Raw genomic sequence first — 22,503 nt, 5'->3', positions numbered from 1 at the left:
AAGCGAAAGGACAGGGCGCAGGGCCCTGCCTTCCGTCAGTTTTTCGCTTTCATGTCACGCGGCCGGGCGAAGATCATGCGTCCCGCAGACGTCTGCAGGACACTCGTCACCGCAACGATGAGCGTCTTGCCGATCTGATTTTTCCCGTTTTCGATGACGATCATCGTCCCGTCGTCCAGGTAGGCGACGCCCTGGTTGGCTTCCTTGCCTTCCTTGATGACGGTGACGCGCATTTCCTCTCCCGGGATGACGACCGGCTTGACGGCGTTTGCCAGGTCGTTGATGTTGAGCACCCGGACATTGTGCAGTTCGCACACTTTGTTCAGGTTAAAGTCGTTTGTCACGACAACCCCGCCGTTTTTCTTTGCGAGTCGCACAAGCTTCATGTCGACCTCGCTCACGTCGTCAAAGTCTTCGTCGGTGATCACGGTCTGGCGGTCGTCCTGGATTTTCTTCAGGATGTCGAGCCCGCGCCGTCCCTTTGTCCGTTTAAGCGAATCGGACGAATCCGCGATATGCTGCAGCTCGGTCAGGACAAACTGCGGAATGACCAGTTCGCCCTCCAGAAACCCGGTTTCGGAGATGTCCGCGATCCGGCCGTCGATGATGACGCTCGTATCCAGGATTTTCTGGCTTGCCTTAAACTCGTCAGGCGGCTGGACACCGTCTTTTTTCTTTTCCCCGCTTCTCGTAAACGTCTGGATCAGCTCTTCCCGCTTCTGGAAGCCGACCTGGAAACCGAGGTAGCCGAGAAGCACGGAAAGGATGACGGGAAGAACGTCCGTGATGACCGGGATTTTAATCGCCCCGATCGCGAAGGTCAGAAGAAACGCGACGATCAGGCCGATGATCATGCCGACCGTCCCGAACAGAAGATCAAGCACCGGCGCTTTCATCAGCCGCTCCTCGAGCCACTTGATCGATCGCACGGTCGGCTCGGCCAGCATGAGGCTGAGCAGATAGAACAGGATGGCGCCGATCAGGGCTGACGCATATGCGTTGGTGAGCCATGGCTGGTTAACGGATAAGAGTTCGAATAATGACGGAAGAAAAATAACACCAAGCGTGGCCCCGATCAGTGCATACGCGACCTTCACAAAAAAGTTCAGCATGGTTTTCACCTCCTTGCTTAAAGTATACACGTTCGCCCCCCGGACTTCCTTCTACAGGGGATGAAAAACCAGATGATTTCCATAAATAATCAGACGCAAAAGGGAGAATGAAGTTCCTTCCGGGGATTTCAGCCGCCCCGCAGGGCTTTTTGTGAAAGTCCGGATCCTCAATTCCTTCCCATTCCCTCCGCTCCCGAAACCAAAAACGGTCCCGCCGCATGTATATGCAACGGAACCGCCTTGTTTTAATCTATGCCCCGGTGTTTTTTGCGTGACGGCATCGCTATTCAAGAGAGACTCCAGGAAATCCGCTTACTTGAACGCCTCTCCGAGCGCTTCGGCGACGGTGCTGACGCCGATAACCCGGATGCCTTCAGGATAATCCCAGCCTCCGAGGTTCGAGGCAGGAACGATGGCGCGCTTGAAGCCGAGTTTTTTTGCTTCCTGGACGCGTTGTTCGATCCGGGATACGCGGCGGATTTCGCCGGTGAGGCCGACCTCGCCGACAAAGACGTCATACGGGCTGACGGCCGTGTCCTTGAAGCTCGAGACGATGCTCGTCAGGACGGCGAGGTCGATCGCCGGCTCGTCGAGCTTCACGCCGCCCGCCACCTTGATGTAGGCATCGTGCGTCTGCAGCAGCATGTTCATCCGCTTCTCAAGCACAGCCATGAGAAGCGACACGCGGCTCTGGTCCAGGCCGGTCGCCATGCGCTTCGGGTAGTTGAAGCTGGACTGCGTGACGAGCGCCTGGATCTCGACCAGGATCGGACGGGTGCCTTCCATCGACGCGACGACCACGGAGCCCGCCGCGCCCTGTGAGCGCTCTTCAAGAAACAGCTCGGACGGGTTCAGCACTTCCTTGAGACCCGACTGCAGCATCTCGAAGATCGCCATCTCGTTTGTCGACCCGAACCGGTTTTTCACGCTCCGGAGGATCCGGTACGTGTGATGGCGTTCCCCTTCAAAGTAAAGAACTGTGTCGACCATATGCTCGAGCAGGCGCGGGCCCGCGATCTGGCCTTCCTTCGTGACGTGCCCGACAAGGAAGATGGCGGTCCCGGTCGTTTTTGCGATCCGCATCAGGTCAGCGGTGCACTCGCGCACTTGGGACACGCTTCCCGGAGCGGACGTGACATCCGGATGGTGGACCGTCTGGATGGAGTCGACGATGACGAACTGCGGTTTCAGCTCTTCGATCGACAGCCGGATATGTTCCATGTCGGTCTCTGAATATATATAGAGTTCCGGGGAAGTGACGCCGATCCGCTCCGCGCGGAGTTTGGTCTGCCGCACCGATTCCTCTCCGGAGATGTAAAGGACGCGCCGTCCTTTTTCCGCAAGCAGCGACGACACCTGCAGCAGGAGCGTCGACTTCCCGATGCCCGGATCCCCGCCGATCAGGACAAGGGAGCCCGGGACCACGCCGCCGCCGAGAACCCGGTTCAGCTCGCCGAACGCCGTCTCGACGCGGGGCTCTTCCTGCGTCTCGACCGACGTGATCGGGGACGCCTTGCCGGCAGGTCCCGACTCGGTTCGGAAAGCCCCGCCCCGTGCGGTTTTCCCTACGATTGCCACTTCCTCGTCCATCGTGTTCCATTCGCCGCAGCCCGGGCAGCGGCCCATCCATTTCGGAGACTCGTATCCGCAGTCCCGGCACATAAACTTGGTTTTCTTTTTCGCCATTTGGACCTCCAGGCACGGAAAAGACATCCCGCCGCGGAATGCGGGCGGGATGTCAGAACCATTGGTTTGATAGGTGTATTATATCATTTTTTCGCGCTTCCTGCAGTTGCGGGCTCTTCGGCGCGGACCGTGTACTGGCCGTCTTCATCAACGTCAAACACGACCTTGTGGCCTGCGAGCACTTTGCCTTTCAGGAGCTCTTCGGACAGGCGGTCCTCGACGTTCTTCTGGAGCGCGCGGCGAAGCGGGCGGGCACCGTATTCAGGGTCGTACCCTTCCTCGGCGATCCGTGCCTTCGCGGCTTCCGTGATGACGAGTTCGATGTCCTGCTCGGACAGGCGCTTCGTGAGCTGATCGGCCATAAGGTTGACGATCTGGCCGAGTTCTTCCTTGTCGAGCGAGTGGAAGACGATCATTTCGTCCACTCGGTTCAGGAACTCCGGACGGAAGGCTTTCTTCAGTTCGCCGAGCATCGTGTCCTTCATGTCCTTATGATCCCGCTTGCCGTCCTGCAGGTTGAATCCGACGTACTTGTTCTGCTTGAGCGTTTCCGCACCGACGTTGGACGTCATGATGACGACGGTGTTGCGGAAGTCGACCGTGCGGCCCTTAGAGTCGGTAAGCCGGCCGTCCTCGAGCACCTGAAGGAGGATGTTGAAGACGTCAGGGTGCGCCTTCTCGATTTCATCCAGCAGGATGACGGAGTATGGCTTACGGCGGACCTTCTCTGTAAGCTGTCCCCCTTCGTCAAATCCGACATACCCCGGAGGAGAGCCGACGAGGCGGGACGTGGAGTGTTTCTCCATGTACTCCGACATGTCGATGCGGATCATCGCGTCTTCATCGCCGAACATCACTTCGGCAAGCGCCCGGGCAAGTTCCGTCTTACCGACACCGGTCGGGCCGAGGAAGATGAACGAGCCGATCGGTCGCTTCGGATCCTTCAGGCCGGCGCGCGCACGGCGGATGGCCCGGGAAATTGCGTCGACCGCTTCGTTCTGGCCGATGACCCGCTTATGAAGCTCTTCTTCCATGTTGAGGAGCTTCGCGGTCTCAGTTTCCGCGATTTTCGAAACCGGTACGCCGGTCCACATGGAGACGACCTGCGCGACGTCCTCGACAGTCACTTCGGATTCCTTTTTGCCCTGCTTTTCTTTCCATTCTTCCTTCGTGCGTTCCAGTTCTTCTTTCAGCTTCTGTTCCTTGTCGCGGAACGAAGCGGCCTTTTCGAACTCCTGGCTCTGGACCGCGGCGTTCTTTTCGGAGCGGACGCTCTCGAGCTGCTGCTCGAGTTCTTTCAGGTCAGGCGGCGTCGTGAACGAGCGCAGGCGGACTTTGGAGCCGGCTTCATCGATCAGGTCAATCGCCTTGTCCGGGAGGAAGCGGTCGGAAATGTAGCGGTCCGACAGCTTGGCTGCCGCTTCGACGGCTTCGTCCGTGATTTTCACACGGTGATGCGCTTCGTAGCGGTCGCGCAGTCCGTGGATGATCTTGATCGTGTCTTCGACTGTCGGTTCGTCTACCTGGATCGGCTGGAAGCGGCGTTCGAGCGCCGCATCTTTTTCGATGTACTTGCGGTACTCATCCAGCGTCGTCGCGCCGATGCACTGGAGCTCTCCGCGTGCAAGTGCCGGCTTCAGGATGTTCGACGCGTCGATCGCGCCTTCCGCGCCGCCCGCACCGATCAGCGTATGGAGCTCGTCGATGAAGAGGATGATATTGCCGGCCTGGCGGATCTCCTCCATCACTTTCTTCAGGCGGTCTTCAAACTCGCCGCGGTATTTCGTGCCGGCGACGACCGTGCCCATGTCGAGTGTCATGACGCGCTTGTCGCGGAGCGTCTCAGGCACTTCGTTGTTGACGATCTGCTGGGCGAGGCCTTCCGCAATGGCCGTCTTACCGACACCCGGCTCCCCGATGAGGACCGGGTTGTTTTTCGTCCGGCGTGACAGGACTTCGATCACACGGGTGATTTCCTTGGAGCGGCCGATGACCGGGTCGAGCGTGCCTTCGCGCGCAATCTCGGTCAGGTCGCGTGCCAGGGAGTCGAGCGTCGGCGTGCTGGCGGACGAATTGACGCCGCCTGCCTGTGCTCCTTGGCCGTTTTCATTGGAGCCGAGCAGCTGAAGCACCTGCTGGCGTGCTTTGTTCAGGGAAACACCGGCGTTGGCGAGCACGCGTGCCGCTACCCCTTCCCCTTCGCGGATCAGCGCAAGGAGGAGGTGTTCGGTGCCGACATAGGAGTGGCCGAGTTTGCGGGACTCATCCAGCGACAGTTCGATGACCTTTTTCGCCCGCGGCGTGTAGTGGATGATCGGGCCGACTTCACGGTCGCCCGTGCCGACAAGCTTCTCGACGCCTTCTTCGATCGTCTCGAAATTCACACCGATCGCCTCGAGCGCTTTTGCGGCGATGCCGCCGCCTTCGCGGATGAGGCCAAGGAGGATATGTTCGGTCCCGATAGCGTCATGGCGCATCCGGATCGCTTCTTCCTGCGCAAGCTGAAGAACTTTTTGTGAGCGTTGCGTAAAGCGGTTGAACATCATATACAATCCCTCTCTTCTCTATTAATGATTCATGTATGCAGATCCTGATGAACTTTGATTCTGTTTATATGATAAAAGGTTCCCCTAAACCGTCCGGAATCAAACCGGAAACGGATGAACCGGGACAACTCTTTCGCGAAGGTTTTGTTTGACCTTCTTTGACCATTTTAAACCGAAGTGTCCTCCCGTTCAAAACATATGCTCGGCGAACACTTTCCATCCGGCGGCTCAGTTTTCTCTGCCAGACTGGCGGCCCATGCCGATCCGCTCACGGATCAGCTTGGCCCGGAAAACGTCTCGCTCGCCCGGCTGGAGCGTTTCTCCCGCGTACCGCTGGAGGAACGCCGGCTGCATGAAGATCATGAGCTCGTTCAGGACCGACACGTCGACATCGGGGATGATGCCCATGTCAATCCCCAGCCGGACGTCGGAAAGCCGGTTTGCCGCTTCATCGGTCGCGAGCACGCGGGCGTTCGTCAGGATTCCGTACGAACGCCAGACGCGGTCCTCAAGCTTCATCGGTGAATGCTCCAGAAGCGCGCGGCGCGCCCGTTCTTCCTGCTCGATCAGCCGCTCCGCCAGGTCGCGCAGGTCCATCAGGATATCCCGCTCCGACTTCCCGAGCGTCAGCTGGTTCGACACCTGATAGACGTTGCCGAGCGCATCGGACCCTTCCCCGTAGCTGCCGCGGACCGTCATTCCGAGCCGGGCGACCGCCTGTGCGATGCGCGCCATGTTGCTCGTGATGGAAAGCGCCGGCAAGTGCAGCATAACCGAGGCGCGGAGTCCGGTGCCCGTATTGGTCGGACAGCTGGTGATGTAGCCGAATTCCCCGTCGAACGCGTAAGGCAGGGCCTCTTCGAGCCGGTTGTCGATGTCGTTCGCCCGGTCGAAGGCCTCCAAGAGATGAAGACCCGGGTAAATCACCTGGATCCGGATATGGTCTTCCTCGTTCACCATGATCGAAACCGACTCATCGCCGGAGAGGATCACGGATCCGGGCCGTTCCGGGTCCGCCAGCTGAGGGCTGATCAGATGCTTTTCGACCAGTGCCTGCCGCTGGATCGCCGGGACGCTTTCCATCGGGATATGGGAAAAGTCCTCCATGCCCTCGAGTGCTGCGGCAACTTGATGATCGACCTCTTCCGCTTCCTCCCTGCTGAAGTCAAGGGGGAAACGGAAGCCCTTCAGGTTCCGCGCAAGGCGGACGCGTGTCGACATGACGATATTCGAATGCTCCCCCTTGGGCCCCATCCAAGGGGTGACCGCGTTTTTAAGGAAGTTTTCAATCGACGACATCCTGTCCGCCCCCTTCCTCCAGGCCGCGTTCCAGTTCCCGGACTTCATCCCGGAGCTTCGCCGCCTGCTCAAATTCTTCTTGGTTGATGGCTTCTTTCATCTGCCTTCTCAGGTCCTTGATCTTCCGTTCTGCCGCAATGCGTCCGCTGTAGGAAGCGGGGACCTTGCCCTCATGCCTTGTGTGGCCGCCCTGGACCTTGTTGAACACTTCGGGCAGCTCTTTCCGGAATGCGTTGTAGCATTCCGCACAGCCGAACTTTCCGCGTTCGATGAACCGGCGGAACGTCAGCCCGCAGTTCGGGCACTCGGGGCCGTTTGAGACTTGGGGCTGTGCGGTTTTCTGGAACGCGCCCGGTCCGGCAAACCAGTTTTGGAGAAACTGCTGGATGCCGAGCGGGTCACCCCCGAAGTCCCCCTGGAACGGCTGGAAGTGCGCCGCGCAGACGTCGCACAAATGCCGTTCCTCGGTTTTTCCGTTTTTGCTCTGGGTCACGACGACCGATGCCGGCCGCTCATTGCAGTTGTCACAGATCAACGAACACACCTCTTTTCAGCGGCCGGCATGCGGGTGCCGGCCAAGGTCACTTGCTTTTTCAGTTTTCGGCGGGACCGCCCTGTTTTTTCGCCGGGCCGCGTGCCGCCTCGTATTTTAATGTGCTGAGCATTGCCTGCATGATCCGGGAGCGGAGCAGATCCCGTTCCGGGAGCTGTGTCATGAGCGTCAGCCGGTGCACGGCAGCAAGCATCATGTTTGCCTCCCGCTCCGTCAGGACATCCTCATCGATAAGGCGACGGATGATGTCCTCGGCCATCGCTTGCGTGGAGCCGCCGTCGAGCCCCTCAACAATCTGCTCGATCAGGTCGATCCGGCTGTTCGGCCGGACGCGGACAATCCGGATATATCCGCCGCCGCCCCGCTTGCTCTCGACCATATAGCCGCGCTCCGTCGTGAACCGGGTCTTGATGACATAGTTGATCTGCGAAGGGACGCACTGGAATTTCTCCGCGACTTCACTCCGCTTGATCTCAGCCATCCCGTCCTGTTCTTTTTCGAGAATCGACTTGAGATATCCTTCAATGATGTCGGAGATGTTCCGCATGGTTTCACCTCTTTCCAAGGCATATGGACTCAGTTGACTTTGACTATCTTTGACTTAATTATACGATGTTATACAAGCATCCGCAAAGGTTTTGCGCGGGCAGGAGCCTGTTTTTAAGGGGATCATGCATTTCTTCCCAAAAGGAGGTTTAACCCGGTTCTGAGCGGGTAAAGAAGAGGATGTGAATTGCGTTTTCCGGTTCCCCCAGTTGGTGACGAGGATTTTTTCTCATCTGTTTTTTTCCTCATCCGACCTTTCCCCAAACAAAAACCCCGGATGAATCCAAACATACCGGAGGCGGTTCAATTTGAATTGGTACGACAAGCTCAATGAATATTTCCCAGTGGAAGAAATGAAGTCCAAAGATCACATGGAAACACTCCTTCAGGAAAAAGAAGGTGTGTACGGCAAAGATGAAGGCCCCTGCCACGTGCTGATGTACGCGGAATTCGACGAGTTTCTCTTTGTCGATTATTTGTTTGTTTCGTCGAAATCCCGCGGCCAGGGCCTTGGCGGCAAGCTGATCGAAAAGCTGAAAGCCAAGAACAAGCCGATCATCCTCGAAGTCGAGCCCGTCGACTATGAGGACACCGACACAGCGAAACGCCTGACGTTCTATGCCCGCAACGGATTTTCCCACGCCCGCCGCATCGGCTACAGCCGCAGGTCGCTGGCGACAGGCGAAAAGACGGACCTTGAAATTCTCTACTGGGCGCCGGACCATGAGGGTGAAGAATCGGTGGAACAGGCCATCTACGACCATATGCGCAAGACATATGAAGAGATCCACACCTACAAAGACGAGGACTTCTATGGCGAATCGTACGAGCACACCGACGACGTATTCGACTTCCACACGGAAGAAAGCCGTAAAGAAGATATCCTGGAGCCGTTCACGGCCTCCGCATAAGGCAGAAAGCCCTCCGCGTGACGCGGAGGGCTTCCCTTATTGTCCGATGGTCTTATTCGCAATTTCTTTGACCGGCAGGAACAACTCGCCGGTCTCAAGGTAGGTGACGTCGAGCTGGTCGCCTTCCTGGATATAGACGGAAAGCGGCACCGTTTCCGTGGAAGCGAGGAAGCTCCGCCCGTCTTCTGCCAGAATCGACACAAGCGTGAAGTCGCCCGCCCGCTCCTTGTAGACGCGCTGGACAGTGACGGCCGCCTTCGCCTCTTCCGCCTCCGACGATCCGTCGACGGTCGAACCGCCGCGCTGGAGCGCCGTCTTGTACAGCTTGAGGGCTTCGTTCGGCGTGCCCGCGAATGCCGAGATTTCCGGATTCGCCGCCGAGACGATGAAGTAGTTCTGCAGGAAGCCGTTCTGGTCAAGCACCGGCGTCAGCCAGCTGGCCTCGCCGTAGAAGTTGTACAGCACCGGCATTTCTCCGGACCACTTCTTCTCGATGAATTTCTTTTCGATGATCTGGAGCGTGCCCTGCGAGTCCATGTACGACTCCTCGAGGTTGCCCGTGTAGTAAGTGGCCTCCCCCGTCCGCGCATCGGTGAGCGCATAGCCGAGCATCGAGTCGACTTCTTCTTTCGGGCTCGTGAAGTCAGTAAAGTAATACATGCGGCCGGTCTCATCGAATACCGGGCTCACGTTTGCCTCCGTGCCCTCGTCGGACGGCAGCTTCACGTCTTTCTTGCCGAACAGGGAATTCCAGAAGCCGTGCACGTACTTGCCGAAGTAGCTGTTCGCCAGGCTGACGGCCTCGGGCGATACGGCGCCATCGATAAATTCCGGCACGTCCCTTATGGCGTAGCGCTGTGTCTTCCCGGTCGCCGGATCGACAGCGACAATTCCCTTCACATCAAAGCCGTTTCGCGCGGAGATGAACTTCCCGTACGAGCGGATATAATGCGGCTTGCCATCGTCGTCGATCTCCAGCTGGGCATCGCCGTAGAAGATGAGGCCCGGATGTGCCATGCGCATGTGGCGCCCGACGTTCTTGTGGAAGAAGGACGATGGCGTATAGGCCATTTCCGCCTTCACGAACTTCGGATTGTCGGCGGAATCGGTCGCGCTCATCGTAAAGTAACCCGGTGTCGTGTCGCCGTTGAGCCATTTGAAGAATCCGGCAAACTCCACCGGCGCGATATAGACGAACTCGCCGCCGACTTTCTGGATCTGCAGCTCGCCGAGTTCGTAGTAGCTTGTATTCGGCACCTGGCCGAACGCCTTTTTCATCTTGTTGCGGGCAAACTTCGGCGGCACGCTTGCGGGCGTCTTCGTCTCGTCAAACGCGCTGATTTCAACCTGCTCCTCCATCTCGACCGCCTTGTATTTGTCATTGGCGTTAAAGAGCGGTGCGGCGAGGAGGTACGCCGCGAACACGAGCGCCGCAAGCGAAACGACCGTCCGTGCCTTACGCTCGGTGCCCCCGGCAGCCGACGCGGCTCCGATCACCGCCGCCACGACGACCGCCGGCCAAAGCGATGTCCAATTGCGGTCCAGGTTGAGGAAGTAATAAACGCCAAACGTGATGATTGCGAACGAGACGGCGCACCCGATCAGGAGCGGCACCGTGTTCACCGGCTCCGTTGCCTTGCGGCCGTCTTTCTTCATAACACCAGCAGCCCGGAACGGTACCGCCAGCAGCGCCAGAACCAGACCCGAAATCACGGAAAACAACAATAAATTCAGCATGAGGAAAACCCTCTCTATTTTGGAGTGTATGGTCTTTCTACGGGAAAGAAGGGGGCAGGGTTTCATAATTTGGGTGATTGATACGGAACGGGGGGCCGCGATTTCGGGGCGGCGAAGCGCGCATAGGAATCTATGCGCGGTTATCGGCAATCTATGCGCGGCAGCGAGTGTTCTATGCGCGGTTATCCGGTTTCTATGCGCGCTTCCGGCACTTCTATGCGCGCTCATCAAAAAAGAGCCCCCTCTCGGAGGGCCCCAAAATCATGGTTGATGATAGGTTTTCCATCGGCCTTGCCCTTTTTCAATCAGCCCGGCACTTTTCATCATCCTCCTAGCCGCATGCCGATCCTCCACTTCAAGAAACCTCCGGCATTCCTCATTGGTCATGCCGCCGCTGAAAATGTGGAACCAATCCTGGATCGCTTTAACGTGGGCGGAACGGGAGATGCAGCTGCAATGCCACGCCCGGTCACGCCAGCGCATACCGAACTCGCCACAGGCCATGCACATGGCGCCGGTCCGGACAGTTCTTTCGGTTACCTGGGGATACATCGTGCAGAGCGGCCGCTGGACGTATGGCTCATGCGATACGAGCACTTGCCGGGTGAGCTCATTCAGATCATGCTCATCAAGCAGTGGCCGTCCGGGAAGATTGCGCAAGAAAAACGGAATACGATTCGGAAAGAGAATGGGGTGAGTAGCGGCTGCGGCTTCGACCATCTGGCTCGGGTAGGCGAAGACGACGGCGCCGTATACAGGAATGGGGGTGTTGCGCTCATGCAGCCAGTCCCTGAACAGCATCAGGTTGCTGTCCAGCTGGGCAAACGGGCTGCCGAGCGCCTCTTCGCGGCCGTCCTTGGTGATCCGGACCAGTTGAGGGGGGATGTCCTTGATCACGGAGCGGCCGGAAATGTTCTTGACTTCGAGAAGGCATGCCCACGATTGCGTGAGCACAAGTACATCAAGCTGGAACCGGGATCCGCAGACGAGCCCGACGTCCGGAATGATCCGGATCGGACCGGGGTGTCGATACTCCGCAAGCACACTGTCCACCCGCTCTTCGCCGCCAAAACCTGCCTCGGCCTGTTTCCGGCGTTCTTCCAGCTTGCCGGCGACCGGGTTGTCCGGCCACAGCCTGCGCAACCCGGCGTCACATACCTTCTCAATTCCGGGCCTCGCCCGGTCTTTCATGATCAATCAATCACCTCCATCTCCATCATACCCCGCCAATCGCAAATTTCCATGCAGTATCAGACCGCTTTTCCGGGTATACACAAATGGAAGACTCCCGATACTCGGAACAACAGACCACTGCACAAAAAGGAGTGAGCCGATTGGAACCTGAGAAATTTGAGATCCGCTCTGTGACGCATCATCCCGGCCTGATCACTTTCGAATGGGATGATACGGGTGACCATTACCGGGTTTATAAGGAAGGCGAGCTTCGCCAGGAAGGCCCGGTGTGCGACTACACTGATGAGAACGTGAAGGATGGCAAAATGTATCACTATTCCATCGAACGGATCCGAAACGGCCGGACCGAGGATGTCATCATGATGCAGACTTCCGCGATGAAAAGAAAAAAAGATGCGCATAACCCGCTCCGTTACCTTGTGTTCACAACGATCGTCGCCAAGTCGCAGGTCGCCCTTTCCTGGGAGAAGATCCCCGGAGCGGAGACCTACTCCATCTTTAAAAATGGTGAACTGGCGGAAGAAACCGGAGACTGCTTTTTTATCGACCGGAACGTGCCCGACGAGCGGACCTATTACATGATCCGGACAAGCCGCCCGGCAAGAAAGGCGGAAGAACCGATGAGCGCGGGGAAATCCATCCTCGGCCGAATTGCCGGAAAGTTCAATCCGGAATCAAGCACCCAGGAAGACGTCACGGAGGAGTTCTGGATCACAAAAGTGATCGGGCAGCCGTCCAAGCTTCTCCTGCCGGTGGAAGAATGGCGCGAGCCTGAGCCGGTCGAGCGCTGGCGGTTACGGTACACGACCTTTCTCGAAGAAGAGTTCATCAGTAATCCGAACGTGCTGTCCCCGAACCGGACATTCAAGGGAGACGGCCGGGACTTTGACGCCGAGGGTGAAACGTTCCGTACGCGCGGTGACGTGACGCTGTCCTACAGGGATCCGGGCTATCCGCTCGTTTTCAGGAAGGAAGCCGGCAAGACGGTCGCCTACGGGCTGTCGGGCAATAAACGCGAGGAAGGCACCGCTTCGATCGACGACTTCACCATCGAACCGCTTGAGCACGATGGCAGCGAGTTCGGTTTCGAGATGAAACACTCTGTCGGCAACCCGCTCACCCCGGCTCCGCTGATCGACTACGAAATCCATGCGGTCCTGCGCAGACACGGCACCTACCACGTGACAGGCTATCATGACCAGGCGCCTCACCATGAGGTTTACCTCGATAACGGCGACGGCTGGATGCCGATTCACCGCGCCGCGTCGAAAGGCCTTGCCCACATGTCGGAAGTAATCGCCTATCAGCATTGGATCACTTCGAATCTTGAATAAGTCATAAGGCCGCCGGAAATGGCAGGCCTTTTTATTTCGGGAAATAATCATGAAATCCGACATATTTCCCGGGAAATATCGGCGGCAATCGACAATTTCCCGCAAATATAAAAACCGCGGAGTCCGCGGTTTTTATGCGAGGAAGCGTTCCCGGATGTTCCGGGGCGGCAGCCTGCAGGCTTCTTCTTCGGTTTTTTTGCCGAACCATTTAAATCGGTTTGCCGCGATGTAGTCGTAGGCGCGGTCCCGAATCGGTTTTGGCACGACGATGAACAAGAAAGCCAGGTGCCACAGCCCGTCAAGTTTTTTTGCGATATGGAGGGCGGCGGCCGACTTGGTGTAGGCCTTGTCCCCTTCGATCAGCACCATCGAGTCGACATCTTCGGGGATTTTGTACTTCTCCCTCAATTCCCGGCCGACGTCACTTTGCAGCGATGCATATTTAAAATGCCCGACCGGGTCCCGCTTGATGATGAACTGGACGCTTTTGTCGCAAAAATTGCAGGTCCCGTCAAACAGCACGATGCGTTCTTTTTGCAAATCGGGTTGCCTCCTTCCGGCTGTTTCGTTGTCTTCCTTGTATTCCCCTTCCGCCGCAAGGCAAAACAGGACCGGGACGGGGCGTGCGTCCATTGTGCCCACCAGCCCGGCGCATCTAATAGAGGAAGAAAGGAGGTGCCCACCATGCGTCGACACAAAAATCGCGGATGCGGATATGGCTGCGGATGCCATTCGTGCCGCACTCAGCCAATCGTCTGCCCGCCGATGTACCGCTTCCATGACACCTTCACCCAGCGCGAAGTTCCGTTCGTCCATCCGATTGTGAACGTCAACCGGCAAAACGTCGTGAACGTCCCTCGCCATTACTTTACCGAGAGCGAAACCACGGTTCCCGGCCGCAACATCTACGCGGATCCCTACGATCCGGGCTTCGGCAAACCGGGCTTCGGCAAACCAGGCTGCGGTGATTCCGGATTCTTCCGCGGCCGCCATTACTGAAGCAGTGTGGTAAAATCGGGTCAACAACATACAAAGGATGACTCCGATTGAAACGAGCACTTACATTTGCAATCCCCATCGCGCTCATTGTCGCCGGTCTGGCCTGGTGGTATCTGAACAAGGAATTCCAGGACGTCCCCGGAACACACCGCATGTACATCACGATCGGCGCTGCCCTCCTGAGCGGCGTCATCTCCTGGTTCCTGTTCCCGACAGAACCGAAGGACCCGGAGAATTGACCCGGCCCCGCCTCAAGCGGGGTTTTTTAATTCCCGGCAAGCACCCGTTCGACAAACTCCAGCTTGGCATCGGCATAAGCACGCTCATCAGCGGGATGCCGCTCTGCCAGTTCGAGTTTCAGCCGCTCATATTCCCGTGCGGTCTCCGGATTTTCCCGGAGCCGGTCGCGGAACAGAAGATGCTTTTGCCACCAGTTCCCGCCGTGTTCCACGATGTGCACGACATGGGTCTTGACTGGCGGGTCGAGCTGCCGGAATTTGGCAATGACCCGCTTTCCCTCGATCGGCTCATTGCGCAGCCGGTAATAGCCGTGAGCACCGAGCTCCCGGAAATCGAACCGGTCATACCCGGCAAGGTCGTCCAGCCCGACGAGCAGGTCGACGAGCGGCTTCGCTCTCAGTCCCGGCACTGCCGTGCTTCCGATATGTTCCACCGCAATTACATAAGGGCCGAGCAGTTCACGGAGCCGTTCCGCTTCTTCCCGGTACGATTCTTTCCATCTGTCGTCATGGTCAACGAGAAACACTTTCCCTGCCGGCAATCCATCCATCCTATCGCCTCCTATCAACCAGGTTAGCGGATCTGAAAATGCATTTAAAGACTGAACATTCAGTTGTTTGATTGGTATAATAGAAACTCCAAAAGCGAAGGCAGGTTGCCTCCGCTTTTGTTTCCCGGGAAATGCCTTTTCCCTAGGCAAGATCCCTTTTCCTGAAAAGAATCAGCCCAATTGACATCAGTACCAAACCCACTCCCCCGACCGCCAGGCAGGCCCGCAGATCAACGGCTTCACTTGGTGTTTCATTGAGGTAATGGAACGGGGTCAGGATCTTGTACATGTCATCCAAGCCCAGCAGCTGGCCGAGGTAGCTGACGAAAAAGTTGTAGAGCAGATACAGCCAGACCAGTGCGTGGAGCCGGGGGTGAAGGCCGATCAGAAACGCGGACAGGCCGGTAAACAGCAGGACTGCCGGAAAATAATTCAATACGCTCGACACGTAATCGCCGAACGTGAGGCCAATTTCTTCCACGCCGAGGCTCGCCGCATACATGCCGACATTTGCAAGGAACATGGACAGGAAACCCGCCGAGAGCGAGAGAATGAGGTAATCCCCCATTATTCTCACGCGGCTGATATTCAATGTTCCCAGGTATTCAACATGCGTGCGGCGTTCTTCCTTCAACAGTTTTCCCATTACCATCAGTGGAGCCACGAGCCCGATAGTGGTCACGATCACCATGAGTGTCCCGATAAATTGGATAGTCAGACTGCCGCCGCCCATACCGGCCATCTGGAGGAACATGTCGTTGTCTGCGATAAAGGTTTCCAAGTCACCAAGGATCGACCCATAGCTTGCGCCGATCAGGAGCATCCCGGCAAGCCAGCTGATGATGAGCGCCCGGCTCAGCGTGAATGCCAGGCGCAAGTGACTCCGGATATTCCGGCTGCGGCGGCCTGCCTCCAGCCGGATAACGGAATCTCCGAGGTCCCGATTCCTGAACAACAGCCATGCCGCAAACAGAAAGACCGGGCCCAGGATAAACGGGACGAGCCAGACCGCTTCATTATCGCTGTACATAGATAGCCTGCTGATCCAATTGTAGGGCGAGACAACGGAAAGTACCGGGGCAGCCACGTCGGTCGCCGCGCGGTACGCATAGCCGAGGAGCAGCACGGACAGCATGATGCCGAACGTCCAGTCCGCGGAGGGCAGCATTTGTGCCATGAGAAGCGTCAACCCATAGAAAAACAGGCCGAAGGCGAATGTCTGAGCAACATAAAGGAAGTTCCCCGCTGTTTCCATCGACTCATAACCAAACGACTGGAGACCTCCAAACAACACAAGGGCAAGGATGGCGTTCATGAGGATGCCGACCAACACTTGCGATGCGAAAATCCCGCTCCGTGTGATGTTTCTGGACAGCACCACCTCAAGCAGTCCGTCGTCCTCTTTGCGGCGGCTCAGGGAATTCGCAACCATGACGTTGAACAAGCCGACGACGACCGCCATGAACACCGCCATTTCATGGGAGAACATGACGCCGAGCGTGTAGTCGCCTTCCTGGATCGGGCCGGTCATCGCAATGATGGCCGGGTTTTCCATCGTCGTCTTCAACACGTCCCGGTCCGCCTGTGTCGGGTAAAGCTCTTGGAAAGCCGGCGGCATCATTAGCGTCAGAGAGGCAATGCCGAAGATCCACCAAAACATCCGAAACCGGGTGTCTTTCAAGGTTAGGCGAAAATAATGCCTCATGACGCACCGCTCCCGGCATCATAGTAGCGCATGAAAATGTCCTCTAGCTTCGGCGGCAGCGTCTCAAGGTCTTCCAGCTCGTAGTTCTTCAGCGCAGCCAGCACTTTCTTCACACGGTCCGCATCGGCTAGGAACTCCGCCTCCCCGGCCTCCTGCCTGAATTCATGCACCCCTTCCATGCGTCCGATTTCCGCCAGGTCATCCGGTGTACGGACCCGGTAATGCACGCGCGTGATGTGCTTAAGATCATCGAACCGGCCGGTCTCGATGATTTCCCCTTCCCTAATGATGGCAATCCTGTCGGCGAGCTTTTCGACTTCCGACAGGATATGGCTGCTGAGGAGGATGCTTTTGCCCTCGGATTTCGCCGCGAGCACATGGCGGTGGAACGTCCGCTCCATGAGCGGGTCGAGCCCGGTTGTAGGCTCATCGAAAATGAGCAGATCCGCATCCGATAAAAACGCGGAGATGAGCGCGACTTTTTGCCGGTTCCCCTTTGAATACGTCTTGCACTTCTTTTTTGGGTCCAGCCGGAACTCCCGGATCAGGGCATCCATTTTTTCCGTTCCGGCATTTCCGCTCGCCTTCATGAAGAATCGGATCACTTCACCTCCGGTCAGGTTCGGCCAAAGCTGGACATCCCCGGGCACATAAGCGATGTGCTTCCTGTAGTCGGGCTGTGAGGCAACAGGTTTTCCGTGAAGCCACACCTCCCCGGAAGTCGGGCTGATCGCCCCGATGATGGTCCGGATGGCAGTCGACTTGCCTGCACCGTTCGGTCCGATAAACCCGAACACTTCCCCTTTCCGGATTTCAAACGATACATCCTCCACCGCGGTAAACTTTCCGAAACGCTTCGTAATCCCCTTTAGTTCCAGCACGCTCATGACCGGTCCCCCTTGTAATAAATCGTCTTCATCGCATCCAGATATCCGCCGAATTCATCCCAGTAACGGTCCAGGTCCGCAAAATCCACTCCTTCCACCTTCATCCGTTCTTCCGTTTCCCTCGCATAGCCGTCGAATGTCCACTGGACGAGCCGCATGAGCGTTTCCGGCGGGAGGTCGCCGCGGAAGCGTGACAGGTCAAGCTCCCTGAGCATCCTCCGTTTTCCTTCCTCGCTGAGCGCCTGCAGCCGTTCCCGTAAAGGTGCGGGTACATCGGGCGACAGGTAAATCACTGCCGCAAACTCCGAAATCTCCGGATGCTCTGCAAAATACCGGCGCTTCGCCTCTGCGATGCGGGCCATCCGTTCGATGAACCCCTCCCGTTCCTTGCCGATCCAGTCATCCAAGCCCTGTTCCATATGATCCAGCGCATAGCCGATGCAATCCAGGAACAGGTCTTCCTTGTTCTCAAAGTAGTAATACAGCATCCCCTTGCTCATGCCGGCATCCTTTACAATCCGGTTTGTCGATGCTTGATCATATCCTTTTTCGGCGAACTCGCGCATGGCGGCTTTCAGTATCTCTTCCTGCCGCCCGCTCTCAAGGCGCCTGAACGCTTCTTTCACCGTTTCACCCCATTCTGCGGATGGTTATTGACCACCCCGGTCAACATCAGTATATGGGAAACTGACCAGCTCGGTCAACCCGGAGCCGGAGAAAGGCGGAGGCCGCCTGCCTCCGCCTATTCCCGGACTTCTATTAGCGCTCACAGAAGGTATGTGAGGCCTGACGGTATCCACACCTGCCCTCGCCGCCGTTCTATGAGCGCTCACTCATCACGGGAAGCCTGCCCGCCGACTCCAGCCGCATGGTGATGGCCAGGCCGATCAGCGCGCCGCTGATGCTCGAAACGAGAAAAGCCGGAAGGAAGAACCATGCGCCTGCCGAAGCGCCCATCAGAAGATTGGCATAGGGCGCCGCGAGCAAGGAGGCGATGATGCCGGTGCCGACCATCTCGCCGGCCGATGCCGTCCAGGCCTTGCCTGTATTCCGATACAGCCAGCCGGCAAGAAGCGCGCCGATCATGCCGCCCGGGAACGCGAGCAGCGAACCGGTTCCGGTAAGGATCCGGATCAGTGCAGTCAGGAACGCAATTCCGACGGCAGGGCCGGGTCCGAGCGAGACGGCCGCGATGACATTCACCGCGTGCTGGACCGGATAGGCCCTTGCCACGCCGGCCGGAAAGGAGACAAACACCGAGCCCGCGACAGCAATGGCCGTGAACATCGTCATCAGGACGAGTGTCTTCGTCTTCCATTTCACCTGGCCGCACGCCCTTTTTGTCCAAGGGCTTCTTCAACCGGCTGCCGGATATTCCTTGCCGCACGCTCCGGATCATCCGCAAGCGCAATCGCCGTGATGACGGAGACGCCGGATGCGCCTGCCGTGATGACAGGGCCGGCATTGTCCGCGGTGATGCCGCCGATGCCTACTGACGGAAGTTCAGGAACTGCCTCCGCCGCCTCTTTGATCGGGACCGTACCGCAGACAGGGCGGGCGTCCGGCTTGGATGTTGTCCCGTAGACCGGCCCGATGCCAATATAGTCCGCGCCTGCGGCAGCGGCTTCCCTGACTTCGTCCAAGTTATGCGCCGACACACCGAGGATCTTGTTGCCGATTTTCCGGCGCACTTCCCTGGCGTCGTCGTCTTCCTGTCCGATATGGACCCCGTCTGCATCGAGCTCCATCGCCAGACGGACATCATCGTTCACGATAAATGGCACGCCATGCGTCCTGCACAGGTCCCTGCAGGCTTCACCGAATGCGCGAAGCTCGCTGCCGGCAAGTGCACCAGGGCCCTTTTCCCTCAGCTGGAAACTGGTGATTCCGCCCTTCAGCGCTGCCTCAAGCACGTGCAGCGGGTCACGCGAGCCGGCATTCCGGCTGCCCATGATCAAGTAAACGGCAAGCTGTTCACGAATCAATGAGCACCTCTCCCTTCAGGGCACTGCCCGCCCGGCGGTACGCCCAATGATTGGTCGGTCCGTGGCCCTCACCGAGGCCGAGACCGTCGGAGATCGCCGCGTGGATAAACCGTTTGGCTTCGATTACAGCTTTCCCGAGCGGCTCCCCGGCTGCAAGAAATGCAGTGAGCGCCGCGGAAAAAGTGCATCCCGTGCCGTGGGTGTCCTTTGTGCGGATGCGCTCTGCCGACATCCAGATCCGCTCTCCGCGTCCGTCCATGAACAGGTCACAGGCCCGCTCTTCTCCCTCCAGATGGCCCCCTTTGACGACGACCGACTTGGTGCCCATTCCGAGCAGCCGGCGGCCGGCTTCTTCCATATCTTCCGGCGACCGGATCGCCACCCCGGCCAGCACTTCGGCTTCGGGAATGTTCGGCGTGATGGCGGTGGCCATCGGCAGGATCTTTTCCCGCATTGCCTCCACAGCCTCTTCCTGGAGCAGATGTGCGCCGCCTTTCGCGATCATGACAGGATCCACGACCAGAACCGGGTTGCCCGCTGCTGCAAGGCCCGCCGCAACTTCCCCGATGATCTCCCCCGAAAACAGCATGCCGGTTTTCGCGGCTGCCACGTCAAAGTCCGCAAACACCGCATCCATCTGGGCACGGATCGCCTCCGGCCCGAGCGGCCAGACGCCGTGAACACCGAGCGTATTCTGCGCGGTGACTGCGGTGAGCGCGGAAGTGCCGAATACACCGAGTTCCTGGAATGTCTTCAGGTCCGCCTGGATGCCCGCTCCCCCGCCAGAATCCGATCCGGCAATCGTGAGTGCCACACCTACGCCCGTCATGCCCGCACCTCCTTCTCCGGTTCCGGAACCGTGAGATCTTTGTCCTCCAGAAGTGCCATCTGGTCGATAAACGCCGGAAGGAAACTTCCCGGAAGCGATGACTTTTCAGCCGCCCGTCCCCCTGCCGCCTTGTAGAAAGCAAGTGCCGTGGCGACCGCACGGAACGGGTCGTTGCCCGCCGCGAGGAATGCTCCGCACACCGCGCTCAATAAACAGCCGGCGCCGGTGATCCGGCTCATGACCGGATGCCCGCCGCTGATGCGCACCGTCCGCTCCCCGTCCGCCAGCACGTCCGTTTGACCGGTCACCGCGACAAGGCATCCGTGCTGCCGCGCGACTTGCGCGGCAACGGCTTCCACGTCCATTTCACCTTGTCCTGCATCCACACCGGACGCCTGCCAGTCCACGCCCGCAATTGCCGCAAGTTCGCCGGCGTTGCAGCGGATCAGCATGATTTCCATTGCCCCGAGCAGCCGGCTGACGGCTTCCCGGCGGAACCGGGTGGCACCCGCTCCGACCGGATCCAGCACGACCGGTTTCCCCGCACCGTTTGCCGCCCTGCCTGCCATCTCCATCGCTTCCAGCGTCCCGAGCCGGAGGGTGCCGATATTCAGCACCGTGCAGGAAGCGGCGCTTGCCATTTCTTCCACTTCTTCCGGCGCATCCGCCATGACGGGGGAAGCACCGAGTGCGAGCAGCCCGTTTGCCTGGAAGTTTGCAACGACGATGTTCGTCATGCAGTGGACAAGCGGCCGCCTTTCACGGAGTTCCGTCAGCATTCCGCTCATCGGACGCCCTCCATTTCCGGGGTCTCCCACTGCTCTGTTGTCCATGCCATCTCCCAGAAGTTCAGCTCATAGATGCTGCTTTTTCGGAAGCGCTCCGCGAGCTCACGGATCCGTTTTTCCGGAAGACCGTCCGCAAGCTGGTTCATCCTGCCGATCTGTTCGTTCACCAGCTCGCCAAACCACTCGGAACCGTAGGTCGCGATCCACTTATCGTAGATCGGATGCCCCGGCTCGGCGCCCTTCAGCCGCTCGCCGATCTCCCAATACAGCCAGTAGCACGGAAGAAGTGCGGCGAGCACATCGGCGAGATCTCCCTCCACGGCCGCACGATACATATGTGACGTATAGGCGTACGCGGTCGGCGCCGGCCGGAACGCCTCGTGCTCTTCAGGTGTCACACCCAGCAAGGTGAAGAACTCTTCATGCAGCGCAAGCTCCGCGGAGCATGTCGCTTCCGCGTGCTTTGCAAAGCTTTGTGTCGTCAGCAAATCCTTCGCCTTTACCGCGCCGAGCGCCTGGACTTTCGCGAAATGTGACAGGTAATACGCATCCTGCAGCACATAGAACCGGAAGACATCCTCATCAAGCGTGCCGGCTGCGAGTGCCTCCACGAATGGATGCTTGAAACTCGCTTCCCAGATCCCATCGCACTCCCGCCGCACCCGTTCACAAAATCCCATCTTCTCCGTCCCCTTTCCTTGATGGAGAACATGAAAAAGCCGCCTTCCGGATCGACGCGGAAGGCGGCCTGAGTATGCATTCAAATGCAGCAAAGCGCTGCGGGCCCCACTTCCCTACGCCGGTATGATCCGGATCAGGTTCCAAGGGTCCGCGCAGCCCATGCACGTCTCAGCCTTTCTCAAAGGCTCCCCCAGTGGCAGTTCATGTTCAGTTTTCACACCCACTATATCATGGGCAGAAGATTTTGCAAGTGACGGCTTTACCTGCAGATCCGGCCGACTGAATCCCGGATCAGCATCTCTACTTTACCAGCCTCGAGCCGCTCCGGTTCCAGAAATGCATGGAGCGCAAGGCCGTCGATGATTGAATAAAGCCGCTCCGCTTCGAGCCCGATGTCCAGATCCTCTCTCAGCACTTCTTCATAGGTCAGAAAGCCGAGCAACTTGCTGACGGCACCACGGAGCGCATGGCCGGGCGCGCCCTCCAGGTCCTTCCGGTGGCGGATATGCGCCTGGAAGGTGAACCACACATCCATCTCCGCCCGCCGCTCTTCATCGACAGGCACAATCTCCAACAGGACACGGATCACCTTCTCTTTGGGCGGAAGTCCTTCCTGCAGAATCTTCAACGCGCGCTTTTCAACCCGCTCATTGACAAGGCGCATCGCGTACACCAGCAGTTCATCCTGGTCTTTGAAATAATGCCGCAGCGCCCCCGTTGACAGCCCTGCTTCCCCGGCAATGTTGCGCACCGTCGCTCCTTCCATGCCTTTTTCCAGGATGACCCGCCACATGGCTTCCGCGATCTGTTCGCGCCGTTCTTCATGATTCACGATTTTTGGCATATCTCTAGTATATCATCCACCTCTAAATAAAACACTTGTGCTAAATAAAAGCGGAGTGCTAAAATCTAAATAACACA

General features: G+C 58.2%; 23 protein-coding genes and 1 riboswitch. Of the genes, 4 read left to right on the top strand and 19 right to left on the bottom strand.

Annotation, left to right across the window (positions count from 1 at the left end):
- Positions 1–35: 35 nt before the first annotated feature.
- The 6 genes from BLT01_RS00685 to BLT01_RS00660 all read right to left on the bottom strand — a co-directional run bounded on the left by BLT01_RS00685 (position 36) and on the right by BLT01_RS00660 (position 7,743).
- Positions 36–1,112 (bottom strand): PIN/TRAM domain-containing protein, encoded by a 1,077-nt coding sequence (locus BLT01_RS00685; RefSeq protein WP_092093116.1) that lies wholly within the window; start codon positions 1,110–1,112, stop codon positions 36–38.
- 312 nt (positions 1,113–1,424) lie between these two features.
- Positions 1,425–2,798 (bottom strand): DNA repair protein RadA, encoded by a 1,374-nt coding sequence (gene radA / locus BLT01_RS00680; RefSeq protein ID WP_092093113.1) that lies wholly within the window; start codon positions 2,796–2,798, stop codon positions 1,425–1,427.
- Between the two features lie 83 nt (positions 2,799–2,881).
- A complete protein-coding gene (clpC, locus tag BLT01_RS00675) occupies positions 2,882–5,344 on the bottom strand; it encodes an ATP-dependent protease ATP-binding subunit ClpC (RefSeq protein WP_092093108.1) in 2,463 nt (820 codons plus the stop codon).
- A gap of 228 nt (positions 5,345–5,572) precedes the next feature.
- Positions 5,573–6,643, bottom strand: a complete 1,071-nt coding sequence (locus BLT01_RS00670; RefSeq protein ID WP_092093105.1) for a protein arginine kinase — start codon at positions 6,641–6,643, stop codon at positions 5,573–5,575.
- Complete coding sequence (locus BLT01_RS00665; protein ID WP_092093102.1) at positions 6,630–7,178, bottom strand: UvrB/UvrC motif-containing protein; 549 nt, start codon at positions 7,176–7,178, stop codon at positions 6,630–6,632. Before BLT01_RS00665 ends, BLT01_RS00670 begins: the two co-directional genes overlap by 14 nt.
- A gap of 58 nt (positions 7,179–7,236) precedes the next feature.
- Positions 7,237–7,743 (bottom strand): CtsR family transcriptional regulator, encoded by a 507-nt coding sequence (locus BLT01_RS00660; protein WP_092093097.1) that lies wholly within the window; start codon positions 7,741–7,743, stop codon positions 7,237–7,239.
- 307 nt (positions 7,744–8,050) lie between these two features.
- Between BLT01_RS00660 and BLT01_RS00655 the strand changes: the two genes are divergently transcribed.
- Positions 8,051–8,653 (top strand): GNAT family N-acetyltransferase, encoded by a 603-nt coding sequence (locus tag BLT01_RS00655; RefSeq protein WP_092093093.1) that lies wholly within the window; start codon positions 8,051–8,053, stop codon positions 8,651–8,653.
- A gap of 36 nt (positions 8,654–8,689) precedes the next feature.
- On the opposite strand, the gene BLT01_RS00650 is transcribed toward BLT01_RS00655, so the two are convergent.
- Both BLT01_RS00650 and BLT01_RS00645 read right to left on the bottom strand, forming a co-directional pair.
- Entirely contained in the window at positions 8,690–10,390 is a 1,701-nt protein-coding gene (locus BLT01_RS00650) for a hypothetical protein (RefSeq protein ID WP_092093087.1), read from the bottom strand.
- Between the two features lie 261 nt (positions 10,391–10,651).
- Entirely contained in the window at positions 10,652–11,581 is a 930-nt protein-coding gene (locus BLT01_RS00645; RefSeq protein ID WP_245696839.1) for a nuclease-related domain-containing protein, read from the bottom strand.
- Positions 11,582–11,724: 143 nt separating this feature from the next.
- Here BLT01_RS00645 and BLT01_RS00640 point away from each other — a divergent pair, with 143 nt between their 5' ends.
- Positions 11,725–12,918 carry a DUF3238 domain-containing protein gene (locus BLT01_RS00640; protein ID WP_176764981.1) on the top strand — a complete coding sequence of 398 codons (1,194 nt, stop codon included), beginning with the start codon at positions 11,725–11,727 and terminating at the stop codon, positions 12,916–12,918.
- 132 nt (positions 12,919–13,050) lie between these two features.
- Here the strand turns inward: BLT01_RS00640 and BLT01_RS00635 are convergent, their stop codons facing one another.
- Positions 13,051–13,458, bottom strand: a complete 408-nt coding sequence (locus BLT01_RS00635) for a thiol-disulfide oxidoreductase DCC family protein (protein WP_092093914.1) — start codon at positions 13,456–13,458, stop codon at positions 13,051–13,053.
- Positions 13,459–13,602: 144 nt separating this feature from the next.
- On the opposite strand from BLT01_RS00635, the gene BLT01_RS15360 reads away from it, so the two are divergent.
- Complete coding sequence (locus tag BLT01_RS15360; protein WP_092093075.1) at positions 13,603–13,917, top strand: hypothetical protein; 315 nt, start codon at positions 13,603–13,605, stop codon at positions 13,915–13,917.
- A 47-nt stretch (positions 13,918–13,964) separates the two neighbouring features.
- Complete coding sequence (locus tag BLT01_RS00625) at positions 13,965–14,156, top strand: hypothetical protein (RefSeq protein WP_092093072.1); 192 nt, start codon at positions 13,965–13,967, stop codon at positions 14,154–14,156.
- A gap of 26 nt (positions 14,157–14,182) precedes the next feature.
- On the opposite strand, the gene BLT01_RS00620 is transcribed toward BLT01_RS00625, so the two are convergent.
- The 10 genes from BLT01_RS00620 to BLT01_RS00575 form a co-directional block, all read right to left on the bottom strand.
- The gene (locus BLT01_RS00620; protein ID WP_092093067.1) at positions 14,183–14,707 is read right to left on the bottom strand and encodes a GrpB family protein; all 525 of its coding nucleotides are present in this window, start codon (positions 14,705–14,707) and stop codon (positions 14,183–14,185) included.
- Between the two features lie 142 nt (positions 14,708–14,849).
- Positions 14,850–16,412 carry an ABC transporter permease gene (locus BLT01_RS00615; protein WP_092093063.1) on the bottom strand — a complete coding sequence of 521 codons (1,563 nt, stop codon included), beginning with the start codon at positions 16,410–16,412 and terminating at the stop codon, positions 14,850–14,852.
- Complete coding sequence (locus BLT01_RS00610; protein WP_092093060.1) at positions 16,409–17,299, bottom strand: ABC transporter ATP-binding protein; 891 nt, start codon at positions 17,297–17,299, stop codon at positions 16,409–16,411. The genes BLT01_RS00615 and BLT01_RS00610 overlap by 4 nt, the downstream gene beginning before the upstream one ends.
- Positions 17,296–17,925 (bottom strand): TetR/AcrR family transcriptional regulator, encoded by a 630-nt coding sequence (locus BLT01_RS00605; protein ID WP_092093056.1) that lies wholly within the window; start codon positions 17,923–17,925, stop codon positions 17,296–17,298. Before BLT01_RS00605 ends, BLT01_RS00610 begins: the two co-directional genes overlap by 4 nt.
- A gap of 193 nt (positions 17,926–18,118) precedes the next feature.
- Positions 18,119–18,622 (bottom strand): energy coupling factor transporter S component ThiW, encoded by a 504-nt coding sequence (gene thiW / locus BLT01_RS00600; protein ID WP_245696828.1) that lies wholly within the window; start codon positions 18,620–18,622, stop codon positions 18,119–18,121.
- Positions 18,619–19,251 carry a thiamine phosphate synthase gene (thiE, locus tag BLT01_RS00595; protein ID WP_218123182.1) on the bottom strand — a complete coding sequence of 211 codons (633 nt, stop codon included), beginning with the start codon at positions 19,249–19,251 and terminating at the stop codon, positions 18,619–18,621. Before thiE ends, thiW begins: the two co-directional genes overlap by 4 nt.
- 22 nt (positions 19,252–19,273) lie before the next feature.
- The gene (gene thiD, locus BLT01_RS00590; RefSeq protein ID WP_092093049.1) at positions 19,274–20,113 is read right to left on the bottom strand and encodes a bifunctional hydroxymethylpyrimidine kinase/phosphomethylpyrimidine kinase; all 840 of its coding nucleotides are present in this window, start codon (positions 20,111–20,113) and stop codon (positions 19,274–19,276) included.
- Positions 20,110–20,901: a hydroxyethylthiazole kinase gene (gene thiM / locus BLT01_RS00585; protein WP_092093044.1), complete on the bottom strand. Its 792-nt coding sequence runs from the start codon at positions 20,899–20,901 to the stop codon at positions 20,110–20,112. Before thiM ends, thiD begins: the two co-directional genes overlap by 4 nt.
- Positions 20,898–21,581: a thiaminase II gene (gene tenA, locus BLT01_RS00580; RefSeq protein ID WP_092093041.1), complete on the bottom strand. Its 684-nt coding sequence runs from the start codon at positions 21,579–21,581 to the stop codon at positions 20,898–20,900. The genes thiM and tenA overlap by 4 nt, the downstream gene beginning before the upstream one ends.
- 94 nt (positions 21,582–21,675) lie before the next feature.
- Positions 21,676–21,784, bottom strand: a riboswitch (TPP riboswitch).
- Positions 21,785–21,841: 57 nt separating this feature from the next.
- Positions 21,842–22,426: a TetR/AcrR family transcriptional regulator gene (locus BLT01_RS00575; RefSeq protein ID WP_092093037.1), complete on the bottom strand. Its 585-nt coding sequence runs from the start codon at positions 22,424–22,426 to the stop codon at positions 21,842–21,844.
- Positions 22,427–22,503 lie beyond the last annotated feature (77 nt).

The organism is Bhargavaea beijingensis (genome assembly GCF_900101985.1).
Lineage (GTDB): Bacteria > Bacillota > Bacilli > Bacillales_A > Planococcaceae > Bhargavaea > Bhargavaea beijingensis.
This window is presented reverse-complemented; position numbering and strand designations above follow the sequence as displayed.